Genomic DNA, 15,390 nt, shown 5'->3' with positions numbered 1-15,390 from the left:
CGGGACGCGTCCGCGACGACCCTTATTTCTTCTTGCCGCTGCCTGCTTTAGGCACCATGCGACGCGCATCGAACACGCCTTCAACATCGCGCAGCCGGTTCAATACGATATCGATGTGCGCGATGTCGGACACCTGGAACAAAAAGCGCATCTCAACCATACCGTCGCGATGCGATGTGGTGGAGCAAGCCAGCACGTTCGCGCCCATTTCCGAGAGGATGATGGTCACATCGCGCAGCAGATTCATGCGATCAAGCGCCTCGATGAGCACTTCCACCTTGAACGAGGTGTTCTTCGGCAGGTCGTGCTCCCACGACACGTCGATGATGCGCTCGGGCGTCTGCTTCAGATCCTGCGCGTTCGGACAATCGGCGCGATGCACCGACACTCCGCGACCTCGCGTCACGAAACCGAGTATCTCATCGCCCGGCACCGGGTTGCAGCACTTCGACAGGCGCACGAGCACGTCGTCGATGCCCTTCACCACCACGCCGTTGGACGTGTGCGCCTCGTGCTTTTTGGGCCGCTTCACGCTGGTGAGCATGGGGGGCAGCTTGCCTGTGGACATGGTGCCCGAACCCAGGCCCGGCGCTTCGTCGGCCTCGGTGCCGCGATCAACGAGTATCTTCAGCAGGCGGTTCGCCACGTGCTGGGCGCCTTCTTTGCCCGTGCCGATGTTGACGAGCATGTCATCGGCATCGCGAAAGCCCATGTGCTCGGCCACCGCCTTCATAGCGCGCATGGACTGCGCGTTCGAAATGCCAAGGCCGTGCTTGCGCATCTCGCGGGTCAGCTTATCGCGGCCAGCCTGCAGATCATCGCCGCGGCTGATCTTGCTGAAGTACGAGCGTATTTTGCTGCGCGCGCTGGGCGTCTTCACGATGTTCAGCCAGTCGCGCGAAGGACTTGCGCTTTTCTGTGTGAGGATCTCCACACGGTCGCCCAGCTGCAGCTCGTAGGTAAGCGGCACGATGGCCCCGTTCACCTTTGCGCCCACGCAGTGATTGCCCACCTCGGTGTGGATGGCATAGGCGAAATCGACGGGAGTCGACCCCGAGCGCAGGCTCATGGCCTCGCCCTTGGGCGTGAACACGTACACCTCGGTGGGAGCGAGGTCGACCTTGAGGTCTTTGAGAAACTCCCGCGAATCCTGCGTCTCGCTCTGCCAATCGATCATCTGGCGCAACCAGGCGAGCTGCTGGTCGAGCGCATCACCGCTCTTGCCGCCCTTCTCCTTATAGCGCCAATGCGCTGCCACGCCGTACTCGCTTTGACGATGCATGTCCTCTGTGCGAATCTGCACTTCAAGCGGCCGACCCGCCGGGCCGATGACCGTGGTGTGCAAGCTCTGGTACATGTTGAACTTCGGCATGGCGATGTAGTCTTTGAAGCGGCCGGGCATAGGGTGCCACAAGGTGTGCACCGCGCCGAGCGCCGAATAGCAGTCCTTGACCGACTTCACGATGATGCGCACCGCGATGAGATCGTATATCTCGGAAAAGCCCTTGCCCTTCTTCGTCATCTTCTGGTAGATGGAGTAAAGGTGCTTCGGGCGCCCCATGATTTGGGCCTGGATACCAACTTTCTCCATTTCATCTCGCAGGATCTCGATGATCTGATCGAGATAGCCTTCGCGCTCCGCACGGCTTTCGGTGACCATGCGCGAAACCTGTTTGAACTTGTTCGGTTCCAAGTAGAAGAACGACAGGTCCTCAAGTTCCCACTTGATGTTGTTGATCCCCAGACGGTGCGCGATGGGCGCGTATATCTCCAGGGTCTCGCGCGCCTTGAAGATACGGCGATCCTCGCGCAGTGCGCCCAGGGTGCGCATGTTATGCAACCGGTCGGCCAATTTGATGACGATAACGCGGATGTCCTTGCTCATGGCCACGAGCATCTTGCGAATGGTGGCGGCCTGCTCGTCGGAAAGGCTCTCCACCTCGATGCGCGTGATCTTCGTCACGCCCTCCACCAGCTGTGCGATTTCAGGGCTGAACTCCTGCTCCACCAGCTCGCGCGTGACCGTTGTATCCTCGACGGTGTCGTGCAGCAAAGCTGCGGACAACGTCTCCACATCCATGCGCAGATCGGCCAGGATAATGGCCACCTCCACGGGATGCGCGATAAATGGCTCGCCGCTTTTGCGGCACTGGCCGGCATGCGCCTCGCTCGCGAACGCGAACGCCTTGGCCAGCACGGCTTCGTCCTCCTCGGAGAGGTACGTCGACGTCAGGCGCTGCAGCTCGGCGAAACGCTCTTCGGGCGTCCTTGACGCCTGGCTTTCCTTCTTAGCGTCGGGAGCGAACGACTTCTCGGCCACGCGCGGCCTCCCAAGCAGGTTGTCCTCCACGGTCTGGCGGTGCGAGCCGGGTTCGAGCGGCGTGCCCAGCAGCTCTTCATGACCGTCTTTGCCCATCGTCAACCTCCTCTCTTCCATCCTGCGCGCCCGCGCACGCATGCGGTTTTGTTCGCTCCGCCGGTGAACGGCCGATTGGGCGTTCGACCTCGATGCGAACCCCGCTTAGGCTTCGCTTGGCAGGATCGGCCGGGAAACCCGTCTATGCAGGCTATCAGAATCGCTCTTCATCGCCCAGTCCCTGAAGGCGTGGAATATCGCACGCTCCCCTAAACCTTCACGGTAGCGTACGCTATCCGTCAATTCAACTTTGGCGTTCGTCTCCACCACGTGGATGGAACGAGCCAGGCCGCCTTCGCCGAACGCGGTGCGCGTCTCGATGAGTCCGAGCTCGCGGAACACCGCCACGCCGCACGCCGCCGAAGCCGGACTGACCGGAAAGGCATCGGTACTGGCGGCATCCGCCACATCGGCGTTGCTCATCGCGAAGAAGGCGGTCGAGCTGTCGCGCTGGATGGCGCGCAGCGCGCGGTACACCTGCGCGAGGCAGTCATGATCGGGGGTCATATCGCGCAGGATGCGCTCGTTGATGCCGGCATCGGCGCGGCCGAACAGCAGATGGATGACGGCGTCTTGCCCGTCGCGTCCGGCGCGGCCGCTCATCTGGTTGAACTCGATCTCGTTGAACGGCAGGTGATACAGCACGACGTGACGGATGTTCGGGATGTCCACCCCTTCGCCAAAGGCCGATGTCGCCACGAGCACCGACAGCGCATCCGTGCGGAACAGTTCTTCGATACGCTTGCGCTCCTCGCGAGAAAGGCCTGCGTTATAGAATCCGACGAGCGGTGCAAGCTGCGGCACCCGCTTGCGCAGAGCACGAGCGACGGCCACCGACTGCTCGCGCGAATTCACGTAGACCACCGTCTTGCCGCCCGATGCGACGAGGCTTGCCAGATAGGTTTCGCGGTTGCGTAGGTTGCGCTGGTCGTCCACCTGGAGGTTCGGGCGGTTCGAGGGGTCGTACACGCAAGCATCGATAGGCAGCTCGCGCTTGATGGCCGCAGCTACTTCGTCATCGGCCGTGGCCGTGAGAGCAAGCACCGTCGGCGACGGATCGCCCAGCCGAGCGATCGAGGAGCCGATGGCGGCGTAGGCAACGCGCTGCCCTGCCTTCGCCATACCCACATGATGGGCTTCATCGACCACGACGAAGCCCACGCGCCCCGTGCATGTGAACTCATCGGCATGCCATGCCAAAAACTCCGGCGTGGTAAGCGCGATGTCGTAGGTTCCGTCAGCCAATCCCTTGAATGCTTGACGGCGTTCGTCGGGCGTGCTCTCCCCGGTGAGAGCGACGACCCCTATACCGAAAGCGTCAAGCGCTTCGCGCAGATGGAATGCCTGGTCGGCAATGAGCGCACGCAGCGGATACACGAACAGGCTCGCCTCTTTACGAGCGAGGGCCCGCATGGCCGCATGCACGTGAAACGTGAGCGACTTGCCGCGCCCCGTTGCCATGACGCCCAGGACGGAACGGCCTTCGCGCAGATGCTCGAGGATGGCGCGCTGCGCCTCATGCAGGGGTTTTTCGCCGATGATGGCGCGCACGATCTCCTCCGCGAGGCTCTCGGGATCCTCCGAGGCGCGCTGCTCCCAGAGCGCGCGGTTCTTTTCGCGCTCGGCCTCGTAGGCTTCCACATCCTCGGGGCGCGGCGGCGTGGTGGCGCATAGCTCGGCGTCGCTTGTGGCGTACAAATCGGCGACAAAGCTGAGATTCTCGGGATTGAGGCACGCCTCAAGGGCCGCGCACGTGCGCGCCGGCGCGATCGATTGCAGCATAGCCTTGACCGAACGGCGTCCGCGCCACTCGTCGATCTGCACTTCGAACGCCGCGTTGACCACGCTGTCGGTATGCATGAGCGATTCGATATCCGAGCAGTGGAACATGATGCCCGCCACCGTCGTCCGCCCGTCTGCAAGCACGCACGAGAAGTGGTTCTTCTCCGCGCCCACTGCGCGGCAGTTGACAAGCGTCACGTCGCGTGCAAGGTACACCGGCACGAGGTGCTCCTGCCCGAACGGCGCAAGCGCATCAAGCATGGCCACGTTATCGAGCGTGAGCTCGTCGAGATCAACGCACGCATCGATCTCGACGAGCGGATGGAACGCGTCCTCAGGAAGCTTATCCATAGAAGCGATGAGGCGGCGCTCGAACTCGGGAAGGTTTTCGGCCGGCAAGGTGACGCCCACGGCCGCCTCGTGGCCGCCGAAGCGCGTGAGCAGATCCGACGCCTCTTCCACAGCCTTGAACAGATTCACCTGGCCGACGCTGCGACCGCTCCCGCGCGCCTCGTCGCCGTCAATGGTGAACAGGAGGGCCGGCACGCCGTACGTGTTCACCAGACGGCTCGCCACGATGCCCTTCACTCCTTCGTGCCAGCTCTCGCCCGACACGACGAGCGCCCGCTGACCATGATACACCTCAGCGGCTTGCGCCTTGGCGATCTCCGAAAGCTCGGCCTCGATGGCACGGCGTCTATCGTTCACCTCTTCAAGACGGGCAGCTAGCTGATTTGCCTCTTCGAAATTGTCGGTGAGCAGCAAATCGAGCGCGAGTTGCGCGTCTCCCATGCGTCCGGCAGCGTTCAACCGCGGGATGACGGAGAAGCTGAGGTTCGTGGCGCTGAGCGGTTTATCGGCCGCGCCCGCCGTGCCGAGCAGCGCCGCAATGCACGGGCGGGGCGCGCGGTTCATGCGCATGATGCCGTCCGCAACGAGCGCGCGATTCTCACCGCGCATAGGCATCAGGTCGGCCACCGTGCCAAGGGTGGCGAAGTCGGTGTAATCGCGCCATGCATGCGGTTGTCCGAACCGGCCCCCGAGCGCCTGCACAAGCTTGAGGGCAACGCCCACGCCGGCCAGGATGGCGCTCTCGCAGCCGCTGCCGCACTTCGGATCAGCCACGGGCACGTCCTCAGGCACGAGATCGGCCGGCTCGTGATGGTCGGTGATAGCCACGCCGATGCCGGCCTCCACAAGCGCCGCGGCTTCAGCCTTGCAGGCGATGCCGCAGTCCACCGTCACGACGAAACCGGGATCGAGCGTGCGCAGGCGCGCGATGGAAGCCTCCGTAATTCCGTAGCCTTCCTCGAAGCGCCGCGGGATGAACGGCGTCGCCTTCGCGCCGAACGCACGCAGGCCGCGCGTAAGCACGGTGGTGGCCGAAATGCCGTCCAGATCGAAGTCGCCGAATACGATGATATGCTCGTCGCGCCTCATAGCTGCCTCGAGCGCATCGGCAACCGCTCCCAAACCCGGAATCGAATAGGGGTCGAGCCAATCGCGGTCGAGCGAGGGGGCAAGGAAACGCCGCGCTGCTGCGGGATCGGCGAATCCGCGCGCGACAAGCGTCGCCGCCACGAACCGGGGAAGGCTGAGTTCGGTCTGAAGCCGCGCGACGGAAGCCGGATCGGCCGCTTTGATGTTGAACTGGGCTGACATGAACGCTCGTACCTCGCATGCGTGAATTCGAATAGTCTGTGCGCTATTGTCCCACAATCGCCGTACAGTGTCACCGCCAAAGGCCCAACGGCTCTTGCGTCGCGCTGCCGCCGTTTGCCAAACGGCTCGGCGTGCAGCGCTACATCTGATCGACGAGGACGAGCAGCTCCTGCTTCTTGTGGATGTCGAGCTTCCCGTAGATGCGCTTCGAGTGCGTGCGCATGGTGTTCTCGGATATGAACAGCATCTCGGCGATGGCCGGGCCCGAATAGCCGCGCACGATCAGCTCCATGACTTCGGCCTCGCGGCTGGACAGGCCGTACAGCTCGCTCAGGCGCCTGCAACGCTTCGACACGCGGTCGACCGGCTGCGGCGCGGCGGACGCATCGGAGGACGACTCTCCGGCATCGCGGGCGCGCACCGCCTGCGTCACGGCGATCTCGGCCGACGTCTCCTTCTGCGGCGCCTTCGGCGTGAGCATGAGGAACTCGAGGCGGTTCGTGTGGAGCTTGCCCACCTTGCGCCCCACCAGCGCGATGAGCAGCATCACGTACAGCGCCACGAGCGCCACAAACGACAGCTGCTCCACGCCGAGCACTGCCGCGCTGCCCGACGCGTAGCCCACCAGGTAGCCGCACATCTGCATGAAGTAGGTGATGGTGCCGTAGAATGCGAATACGAGCACCGGGTTGATGCCGCTGTCGCGCGAGATCTGACCGCAGTGCATCATCATGAGTACGCAGGCCAGCATGAAGCACGCGTACGTCACGCCGCTTCCCACCGTGGTGAACGCGGATCCCGCGAACGGCAGCACGATGAGGCAGGTCGCCGCGATGGGAAACAGCACACGGAACACGCTCATGAGGTCCACGTGGATAGTGTGCCGCCGCCACGTCGCGTAGAACACGGATACCACGGCCAGCAGCGCGAACATCGAGAAGATGTTGATGGTGCTGAGCAGTTCCTGGTGCGTAACCGCGATGAACCGAATGGCGCCCGAGCAGAACCCGAGCGCGCCCACCGACAGCGCAGGCAGGAAGCTCTCGCGCAGCGCGTTTCGGTACACCACCGCGTGCTCGCGCGGGACGTCGTCGAACATGGGCTGCTGCGCATCCGTCTCGCGCGCGGCGATCCACAGGCACAGCCCGGCCAGCGGCACGAGCACAAGCGGGATGAGGTAGGCGGTGAGCGCCGTGGGGATGAAGCACAGGAAGAAGTACAGCAGCGCCGAGAACCCGGTGCCCTTGATGAGCGCAAGGTTGCCCCGCACGCTGTCGAGCGAGGCGAACACGCGCTGCCAGCTCATGAGGTAGCCAGCCGACCCCACGCCGACGAGCACCGCCGCGCCCACCACCAGCACGAGCGCGAGCGATTCCAGGTACATGGCGCCCACCAGCATGAGAGGTCCGAACGCAAGGGGCGCCGAGAACGCCAGAACGTGCGCGCCGCGCGCAAGTCCGGGCCGCGCCCACGTGAGGGCCATGGCCGCGCAGAACGCCAGCCAGAACGCGGCGATCTGCACCGTGTAGAATACGATGGTGGTGAGCGACGTCTGGCAGAACGCGGGCAGGTAGGGGTAGATGCCGCCCCAGATGGACGTTGCATTGATGGACAGAAACGTCGCGTACCCGAAGCTTGGCACATCCGGTTTCAATGCTGATGGAGCACGCATCTGCGAGAGTCCCCCTCTGTATCACCGTAGCGTCATTTTACCAGACGCGTTGAAGGCAGCCTGCGGACCGGGGGACAAGGCAAAGCTTTTGAACTGGGAAAATAGAAATATCACAACATTCTGGTGACAACAGGTCACGCGACGAGCGCCTATAGTCCTACCGCAGACAAGAGGCCGCGCCACCGCACGAGCGGCCTTGCACGAAACGAGAATGGAGGGGTTGCATGCCTACAGATCGCACCACGCTGACCCGCCGCACGTTCGTCGCATCGACCGGAGCGCTGGGAGCGCTGGCCGCCTGCGGCACCGCGGCAAGCGCGCTGTACGCGCCGACGTCGCGAGCGTTCGGCGACGAGAGCGGCGATGGCGAAAGCATCGTATGGACGCACTGCCACGTCAACTGCGGAGGGGCCTGCGTGCTGCAGTGCCACGTGCAGGACGGCGAGTTGAAGTACGTGGAATCGGACAACACCGGCGACGCGTCGTTCGGTGCCGTGGAGGCGCGCGCCTGCCTGCGCGGACGCTCCATCCGCCCGTGGCTGGGCAGCGCCGACCGTCTGAACTATCCCATGAAGCGCGTCGAGGGAACGAAGCGTGGCGATGGCCAGTACGAGCGCATCAGCTGGGACGAGGCGCTCGACACCATCGCCAGCGAGTTCAAACGCATCACCGAGAAGTACGGCAACGAAAGCGTGTTCATCCAGGAATGTTCGGGCGTGGAGCAGAACATCATGATGAACAATCCGTTCTTCCGCCTGTTCAACCTGCTTGGCGGCGAGGTCACCCGCTACGGCAGCTACTCGAGCGCCGCCATCAGCTTCGGCGCCGTGCCGTACACCTACGGCACGTCGTGGGGCAACCGCTCGCTCAAGACCATCCAGGAAGGCGAGCTGGTGGTGCTGTTCGGCTTCGCACCCAACGACATGCGCATGGCCGGCGACGGACCGGGCTACGACTTGAACGTGGTACGCGAGACGAAGAACGCCCGCGTCATCGTCATCGACCCGCGCCGCAACGAGACGTGCACGAACCAGGGCGCCGAATGGATCCCCATCGTGCCGGGCACCGACGCGGCGCTCGTGGCGGGCATCGCGCACGAACTGATCTCGCAGGACCTCGTGGACCTCGACTTCCTGCACACGTACTGCGTGGGCTTCGACGAGGAGAGCATGCCCGAGGACGCGCGCGGCAAGCATCTGTCGTACCGCGACTACATCATGGGCACCGGCTACGATCAGGTGGAGAAGACGCCCGCATGGGCCGCTTCCATCACGAAGATTCCGGCCGAGCGCATCGTGAAGCTGGCGCACGAGATCGCCGAGTCCGACCCGTGCTACATCTGCCAGGGCCTCGGGCCGCAACGCCACACCAACGGCGACAACGCCGCACGCGCCATCATGGTGCTGCCGCAGCTGGTGGGCCAGGTAGGCAAGCCCGGAACCACGTCGGGCGGCACCATCGGCAACGACGACATCGGCCTGAGCTCGCTTCCCACGGGAGACAACCCCATCAAGACGAAGTTCCCGAACTTCCTGTGGCCCGAAGCCATCCGCGACGGCGCGAAGCTCACCGCCACGAACGCCGGCATCCTCAATGCCGACGGCCTCAAGGTGGGCATCAAGTTCCTCGTGAACTACGGCAACAACATGATGGCCAACCAGAACGCCGACATCGGCTTCACCACCGACATCCTGCGCGACGAGAGCCTGTGCGAGTTCATCCTGCAGTACGACGTTGCGTGGACCGCCTCGTGCAACTGGGCCGACATTGTGCTGCCCGACCTCGCCCCGCAGGAAACGTACAGCCTGACGGCCGCCGGCGAGAGCAACGACGTGGAGGGCATCCGCTTCGGCCAGCCCCTCTACGAGCCGAAGTTCGAACGCCGCGAAGTGTACGAGGTGTGCGGCGAGCTGGCGCGCCGCCTGGGCGTGTACGACGAGTACTCCGAGGGCGGCATGACGCGCGAGGACTGGTGCCGCAAGCTCTACGACGAACTGCGCGAGGACAAGCCCGAGCTGCCCACGTACGACGAGGGCGTGAAGATGGGCGCGTTCACCTACGACATCGAGCCCTCGACCGAAGTCGACGACTTCATCTTGGATCCCGTGGCGAACCCGCTTGAGACCGCCACCGGCAAGATCCAGATCTATTCCCCTGAGCTCGCCGAGCTCACCGAGACATGGAAGCTGCAGGACGGCGACGTGATCTCCCCCATCCCCGTGTACTACCCGGGCTTCGACGGGCCCGATGCCGTCACCGACGAGTTCCCGTTCCAGATCGTGGACTTCCACCACAAGGGCACGACGCACTCGACGTACGCCGCCAACGAGGTGCTGCACAGGCTCTCGCCGTTCCAGGCGTGGATCAATCCGATCGACGCCGAACGCCAGGGCATCGCCGACCTCGATCCCGTGCGCCTCGTAAGCGCGCAGGGCGAGATTCGCACCACGGCGAAGGTGACAAACCGCGTGATCCCCGGCGTCATCATGTACCCGCAGGGCGCATGGCACGATGCCGACATGCAGGGCGACCGCGTGGACCATGGCGGATGCAGCAACACGTTGACGAGTCGCCATTGCTGCCCCGTGTCCAAGGGCACCGGGCAGCACAGCGTGATCGGCACGATCGAGAAGGTGGAGGGGTAAACCATGGCGCAGTACGGATTCTACTTCGACGCGACGCGCTGCACGGGCTGCAAGACATGCGAGGCCGCGTGCCGCGATTATCACGATCTGCCGCTCGAGCTGTCGTACCGGCACGTGTACGAGCTGGAAGGCGGCTCGTGGAGCCAGGCGGCCGACGGCACCTGGACCACGGATTCCTACACCTACTACACCTCGTTCGCATGCAGCCATTGCACGAACCCGGCCTGCACGCACGTGTGCCCCACCGGCGCCATGCACAAGGACGACGACGGCATCGTGTCGGTCGATTCGCACCGGTGCATCGGCTGCGGCTACTGCGAGCTGGCTTGCCCCTACGGCAACCCGCACGTCGACCGCGACAAGGGCCACAGCGTGAAGTGCGACGGCTGCGCCGAGCGCGTGGCCGAGGGCAAGGCCCCGGCGTGCGTGGAGGCGTGCTCGATGCGCGCCCTGTCGTTCGGCCCGATGGACAGCCTGCCGAGCGGCGGCGTGCCGGCCGCCGTGGCGCCGCTGCCCGACCCCAGCGTGACCACGCCGAACTTCCTCATCAAAGCCTGCGCCTCGTCGCAGCCGTGCGGCTCCACGTCGTGCGTCGTCGCCAACGCCGCGGAGGTGAAGTAACATGGGATCCGGATTCGAGCACACCGCGCTGGCGGTGTTCACCACCTTAGGCCCGATGGGTGCCGGAGCGTTCATCGCGCTGACGTACGCGTTCATCGCCGGTCAGCCCGACGAGGCCGCCGCGAAGCGCCTCGATCGCTGGACGGCCCTCCCGCTCGCGGTGTTGGCCGTGGGCTTCCTCGGCGCGTTCATGCACCTCGCGAGCCCCCTCAACGCCTTCGGCGTGTTCTCGGGCGTGGGCGCCTCCCCGCTGTCGAACGAGATCCTCGTCGGCGTGGCGTTTGCCGTGCTGGCCGTGGTGTACTGGGTGCTGGCGCTGGCCGGCAAGCTGCCGTTCGCGCTGCGCAAGACGTTGCTCGTGGTGCTTGCGGCGCTGGCCGTGGTGTTCGCCGCCTTCTGCGGACTGGCGTACATGATGTACACTATCCCCACGTGGAACACGCCGCTGTCCATCGTGCAGATGGTGGGCTATATGCTGGCGGGCGGCACCGTGCTGGGCTTCTGCACCGTGGGCTTCGCCCAGGTGGGCCTGCCGAAAGGCGCGAGCACCGTGGCGCTCGCGCTGACGCTGGCCGGCGTGGCGGTGGGCACGGTGGGCTTCGGCGTGCAGATCGCAGGGCTCGATGCCATCCGCAACATCTGGTCGTCGGCGGCCGAGCTCGTGCCGGCCATTTGGATGCTGCTGGGCGCGTTCGCGGTGTGCGGCCTCGTCGCCGCCGCGCTGACGTTCGTCGCAGCGAAAAAGGCGTTCGCGCCTGCGCTCCTGGTGGTGGCGTGCGTCGTCGTCGCCGCAGGCATCTTCGTGGCGCGCATCGGGTTCTACGGCTTATACATGGGCATCGCGCTGTAGACCTTCGCGCGGCTCAGCAATAGGCATGGGACCGCGACCGAACGGGCGAGCAGGTTCCCCCTGCCCGCCCGTTTTCTTTATACTGGGAGCGGCGAATCGCGTACGGAAAGGAAGCTGCCATCATGGAGACGGCGCTCACCGAGATCACGCTCGTGCTGTTCACGACCATCGCGCCGGCGGGCGTCGTCGGATACTTGATCATGGCCGCTTCCATCATGCGGTCCCGGGATGACGCGCGTGCGAACGCAATCGGGCGTTACCTGGTGGTTCCGCTCGTGCTGGCCATCACGGGCCTTATCGCATCGGCGACGCATCTGGGAACGCCCGCGAACGCGCTGTACGTGATCACGGGCATCGGCCGCTCTCCCCTGTCGAACGAGGTGGTTGCCGCTGTCGTATTCTTGGCGTTGGGCGGCATCTACTGGATCCTGTCGTTTCGCGACGACCTTCGACGCTCTTTCCGCATCGCATGGCTGTCGGCTACGGTGGCGGCGGGCTTGGCGTTCGTGGGATACATTGCAGCGGCGTATTCTGTGCCATCGGTTCCCACGTGGAACTTGCCCACCGCCCCGTTGACGCTGTGGCTGAACGCACTGTCGAGCGGGCCGTTCGTGGGACTGTTCGGGCTGCTCTTGGCACGTCAAGAGCCGAGCAAGAGCGTGGCCGTGGCGCTGGCGGCGCTGGCCGCGCTTGCCGCCGCGGGAAACGGCGTGGTGCTGGTAACGCAGTGGCAGGAGCTGCCCGGCATCGTGACCACCACCACGCGCGCCGTCGATCTTGTTCCTGCGATGCCGCTGGTCATCGGCGCGTACGTCGCGTTCGAGGCGGTTGCCGTCGCCTTGGGCGGCGCCGGTGCCCTCCTTCGCGGCATTGGAGCGAGCGACGACCCCTTCGCCGCTGCGCAACGCACGCGCGCGGTACGGCTGGCGCTGACGGCAACGAGCGCGGTGCTGGCGCTGGCCGCGTGCTTCGCCGTGCGCTTCACGTTCTACGCGCTGCACATGACGCTGGGCATATAGAGAGCGCCCTGCCGACGGCTTCGACAGGATTCCGACGAAAACACCGCCGTCTGTTCCAAACGTGGGACCGCCAAGCATATGCGCATGCGGTAGAATCGTCGAAACACGAGAAGGAGCGAGCATGAACGAGATCAAGTGCCCCCGATGCGGCGAGGCGTTCACCATCGACGAGGCCGGCTTCGCGGCCATCCTCAAGCAGGTGCGTGATGCCGAGTTCGATAAGGAAGTACGTCGCCATGAAGAGCTGCTGGCCGCCGACAAGCGGCAAGCCGTGCAGCTGGCCGTGTCCGAGGCGCTGGGCAAGGCGCACGACGACGCAGCCCAGAAGGAGGCGCGCATCGCCGAGCTGGAGGCGCGCCTCGTTGCCGAGGAGCGCGAGCGCGAGGCGCAGGAACGGCTGGCCCAGGTCGAGCGCGAGCGCGCGCTCGCCGATGCAGCCGCCGCCAAAGACGCGCGCATCGTGGAACTCGAACAGCGGCTTGCCGTGCAGGAAGGCGCGTTCGAAACGGAGAAGCTGCTGGCCGTCGAGCAGGCGCGCGCGGCGCTTGAGCGCGAGCGAGACGAGCTGGCCGCGCAGGTCAAGCTCAAGGAGGCCGAGAAGTGCCAGGCAACGAGCGCCCTCAGGGAGCAGCTGGCGATCGAACTCAAGGCCAAGGACGACATCATCGCCTACAAGGAGGGCGAGATCGAGCGCTACAAGGACATGAAAGCGCGCCTCTCCACCAAACTGGTGGGAGAATCGCTCGAGCAGCACTGCGAAGTCGAGTTCAACAAGCTGCGCGCCACCGCGTTCCCGCATGCGTACTTCGAGAAGGACAACGACGCCTCCGAAGGCAGCAAGGGCGACTTCATCTTTCGCGAGAGCGACGAGAACGGCAACGAGATCGTGTCCATCATGTTCGAGATGAAAAACGAGTCCGACGACTCGTCGCACCGCCACCGGAACGAGGACTTCTTCAAAAAGCTCGATGCCGACCGTACAAAGAAAGGATGCGAGTACGCCGTGCTGGTCACCTTGCTCGAGCCGGAGAGCGAGCTGTACAATCAGGGCATCGTGGACGTGTCGTACCGTTACGAGAAAATGTACGTCGTGCGTCCCCAGTTCTTCATCCCGATCATCTCTATCCTTCGCAACGCCGCGCTGAACTCGATGGCGTACAAGGCCGAGCTCGCCGTCGTGCGCAATCAGAACATCGATATCACGAATTTCGAGGAGTCCATGGAGACGTTCAAGGCGGGCTTCGCGCGCAACTTCGATCTGGCCAGCCGCAAGTTCCAAACGGCTGTAGACGAGATAGACAAGACCATCACGCACCTGCAGAAGACGAAAGAGGCGCTGCTGTCCTCCGAGAACAACCTGCGTCTGGCCAACAATAAGGCGCAGGACCTTACCATCAAGCGCCTGACCAGGAAGAACCCCACCATGAAAGCGGCGTTCGAAGCGCTGAGGCAAGGCGAGGATCCGGACGGCATGAGCACGGTGCGGCCCGCATGAGCACGGTCCTCGACGCCGAGCCCTCCGAAGGCATCGATCCCAAAACCGAGGCCGACCGCACCGATGAGCAGCACAAAGGGCTCAGCTGGCTGCTCATGGCGGGTCATTTGTGCACCGATCTCAATCAGGGGGCGCTCACGGCAGTGTTCCCCTTCTTGGTCGTCTCGAGTGGCTTCTCCTACACCGAAGTCGCGTTCCTCGTGTTCGCATCGAATGCGGTCTCGGCGGTCGTCCAGCCGCTGTTCGGCTGGCTGGGCGACCGCCACGCACGCCCCTGGCTCATGGCGCTCGGCATGTTCTTGGCAGGAGTCGGCCTTGCCGGAGTGGGCATCCTCGAAAGCTATCCGCTCATCATCGCATCCGCCATGCTGAGCGGCCTGGGCGTGGCCATGTTCCATCCTGAGGGAGGCCGTCTGGCAAACCTCGTGGCCGGCGAGCGGAAGGGCTCGGGCATGAGCATCTTCGCCGTGGGTGGCAATCTCGGCTTTGCGGTGGGACCGATGCTTGCAGTGGCCGGCATCGCCGCATTCGGACTGCCGGGCACGTTCGTGTTCCTGATCCCCGCAACGCTGTGCGCACTCGTGTTCCTGACGCAGAACCGCGTGTTCGCCGGATTCGGCCTGGTTGACAAACGAGCGGCGGACGGCCCTGGCCAGCGTGATCGATGGGGCTTGTTCGCACTCGTCATGGCCGTGCTCTCGTCCCGCTCCATCATCTACTACGCCCTCACCGCCTATGCGGCGCTGTTCATCGTCGCCGAACTGGGCCAAGCGGAGGCTGTCGGGTCGAGCATGATCACCGTGTTCGCCCTGTTCTCCGCCGTCGCCACGCTGCTCTCGGGACGTATCGCGGGGCGCGTGGGCGTGCTGCGTCTCATGCGGGGCACTTACCTCGTGCTTGCAGCTCTGCTCGTCTGCTTCGCCCTCTGCCGCATACTGCCGCTGTCGGTGCTTCTCCTCGCCCTCATCGGCCTTGCCCAAGCCGTATCCTACCCCTCGACCGTGGCGCTCGGCCAGAGCTTTGTGCCGCAGCATCTCGGAATGGCCTCGGGACTCTCGTTCGGCGTGGTCGTGTGCGTGGGTGGCATGGTTTCCCCCGTTCTGGGAGCTGTAGGCGACACCGTCGGGCTGACGGTCGCGCTGCTTGTCACCGCCGGACTCGCCCTGCTTGCAGCGGGCCTCAGCGCCCTCGTCGCACGCGTCGCCCCGCAGGCGAGCGTGCGGTGACG

Annotated in this window: 9 protein-coding genes; 6 read left to right on the top strand and 3 right to left on the bottom strand. The window is 64.7% G+C overall.

Features of this window, described 5'->3' with window-relative positions:
* Window positions 1-22: 22 nt before the first annotated feature.
* The 3 genes from C2L71_RS00795 to C2L71_RS00785 all read right to left on the bottom strand — a co-directional run bounded on the left by C2L71_RS00795 (window position 23) and on the right by C2L71_RS00785 (window position 7,532).
* Window positions 23-2,416 carry a RelA/SpoT family protein gene (locus C2L71_RS00795; RefSeq protein WP_103263884.1) on the bottom strand — a complete coding sequence of 798 codons (2,394 nt, stop codon included), beginning with the start codon at window positions 2,414-2,416 and terminating at the stop codon, window positions 23-25.
* A gap of 105 nt (window positions 2,417-2,521) precedes the next feature.
* Complete coding sequence (gene recJ / locus C2L71_RS00790; protein WP_103263883.1) at window positions 2,522-5,860, bottom strand: single-stranded-DNA-specific exonuclease RecJ; 3,339 nt, start codon at window positions 5,858-5,860, stop codon at window positions 2,522-2,524.
* 139 nt (window positions 5,861-5,999) lie between these two features.
* A complete protein-coding gene (locus C2L71_RS00785; RefSeq protein ID WP_103263882.1) occupies window positions 6,000-7,532 on the bottom strand; it encodes a helix-turn-helix transcriptional regulator in 1,533 nt (510 codons plus the stop codon).
* A gap of 224 nt (window positions 7,533-7,756) precedes the next feature.
* On the opposite strand from C2L71_RS00785, the gene C2L71_RS00780 reads away from it, so the two are divergent.
* From C2L71_RS00780 to C2L71_RS00755, 6 genes are all read left to right on the top strand, one after another.
* Window positions 7,757-10,177 (top strand): DMSO/selenate family reductase complex A subunit, encoded by a 2,421-nt coding sequence (locus tag C2L71_RS00780; RefSeq protein WP_103263881.1) that lies wholly within the window; start codon window positions 7,757-7,759, stop codon window positions 10,175-10,177.
* Window positions 10,178-10,180: 3 nt separating this feature from the next.
* The gene (locus C2L71_RS00775; RefSeq protein ID WP_103263880.1) at window positions 10,181-10,798 is read left to right on the top strand and encodes a DMSO/selenate family reductase complex B subunit; all 618 of its coding nucleotides are present in this window, start codon (window positions 10,181-10,183) and stop codon (window positions 10,796-10,798) included.
* Between the two features lies 1 nt (window position 10,799).
* Window positions 10,800-11,648: a dimethyl sulfoxide reductase anchor subunit family protein gene (locus C2L71_RS00770; protein ID WP_103263879.1), complete on the top strand. Its 849-nt coding sequence runs from the start codon at window positions 10,800-10,802 to the stop codon at window positions 11,646-11,648.
* A 122-nt stretch (window positions 11,649-11,770) separates the two neighbouring features.
* Window positions 11,771-12,667, top strand: a complete 897-nt coding sequence (locus C2L71_RS00765; RefSeq protein ID WP_103263878.1) for a dimethyl sulfoxide reductase anchor subunit family protein — start codon at window positions 11,771-11,773, stop codon at window positions 12,665-12,667.
* A gap of 121 nt (window positions 12,668-12,788) precedes the next feature.
* Window positions 12,789-14,162: a DUF2130 domain-containing protein gene (locus tag C2L71_RS00760; protein WP_103263877.1), complete on the top strand. Its 1,374-nt coding sequence runs from the start codon at window positions 12,789-12,791 to the stop codon at window positions 14,160-14,162.
* Entirely contained in the window at window positions 14,159-15,388 is a 1,230-nt protein-coding gene (locus tag C2L71_RS00755; protein ID WP_103263876.1) for an MFS transporter, read from the top strand. Before C2L71_RS00760 ends, C2L71_RS00755 begins: the two co-directional genes overlap by 4 nt.
* Window positions 15,389-15,390 lie beyond the last annotated feature (2 nt).

It is taken from the genome of Enteroscipio rubneri, assembly GCF_002899715.1.
GTDB lineage: Bacteria > Actinomycetota > Coriobacteriia > Coriobacteriales > Eggerthellaceae > Enteroscipio > Enteroscipio rubneri.
This window is presented reverse-complemented; position numbering and strand designations above follow the sequence as displayed.

Excerpts from the sequence above, each read along its gene's own strand:
- C2L71_RS00795 (WP_103263884.1), bottom strand. The coding sequence starts at position 2,416 with ATGGGCAAAGACGGTCATGAAGAGCTGCTGGGCACGCCGCTCGAACCC.
- recJ (WP_103263883.1), bottom strand. The coding sequence starts at position 5,860 with ATGTCAGCCCAGTTCAACATCAAAGCGGCCGATCCGGCTTCCGTCGCG.
- C2L71_RS00785 (WP_103263882.1), bottom strand. The coding sequence starts at position 7,532 with ATGCGTGCTCCATCAGCATTGAAACCGGATGTGCCAAGCTTCGGGTAC.
- C2L71_RS00780 (WP_103263881.1), top strand. The coding sequence starts at position 7,757 with ATGCCTACAGATCGCACCACGCTGACCCGCCGCACGTTCGTCGCATCG.
- C2L71_RS00775 (WP_103263880.1), top strand. The coding sequence starts at position 10,181 with ATGGCGCAGTACGGATTCTACTTCGACGCGACGCGCTGCACGGGCTGC.
- C2L71_RS00770 (WP_103263879.1), top strand. The coding sequence starts at position 10,800 with ATGGGATCCGGATTCGAGCACACCGCGCTGGCGGTGTTCACCACCTTA.
- C2L71_RS00765 (WP_103263878.1), top strand. The coding sequence starts at position 11,771 with ATGGAGACGGCGCTCACCGAGATCACGCTCGTGCTGTTCACGACCATC.
- C2L71_RS00760 (WP_103263877.1), top strand. The coding sequence starts at position 12,789 with ATGAACGAGATCAAGTGCCCCCGATGCGGCGAGGCGTTCACCATCGAC.
- C2L71_RS00755 (WP_103263876.1), top strand. The coding sequence starts at position 14,159 with ATGAGCACGGTCCTCGACGCCGAGCCCTCCGAAGGCATCGATCCCAAA.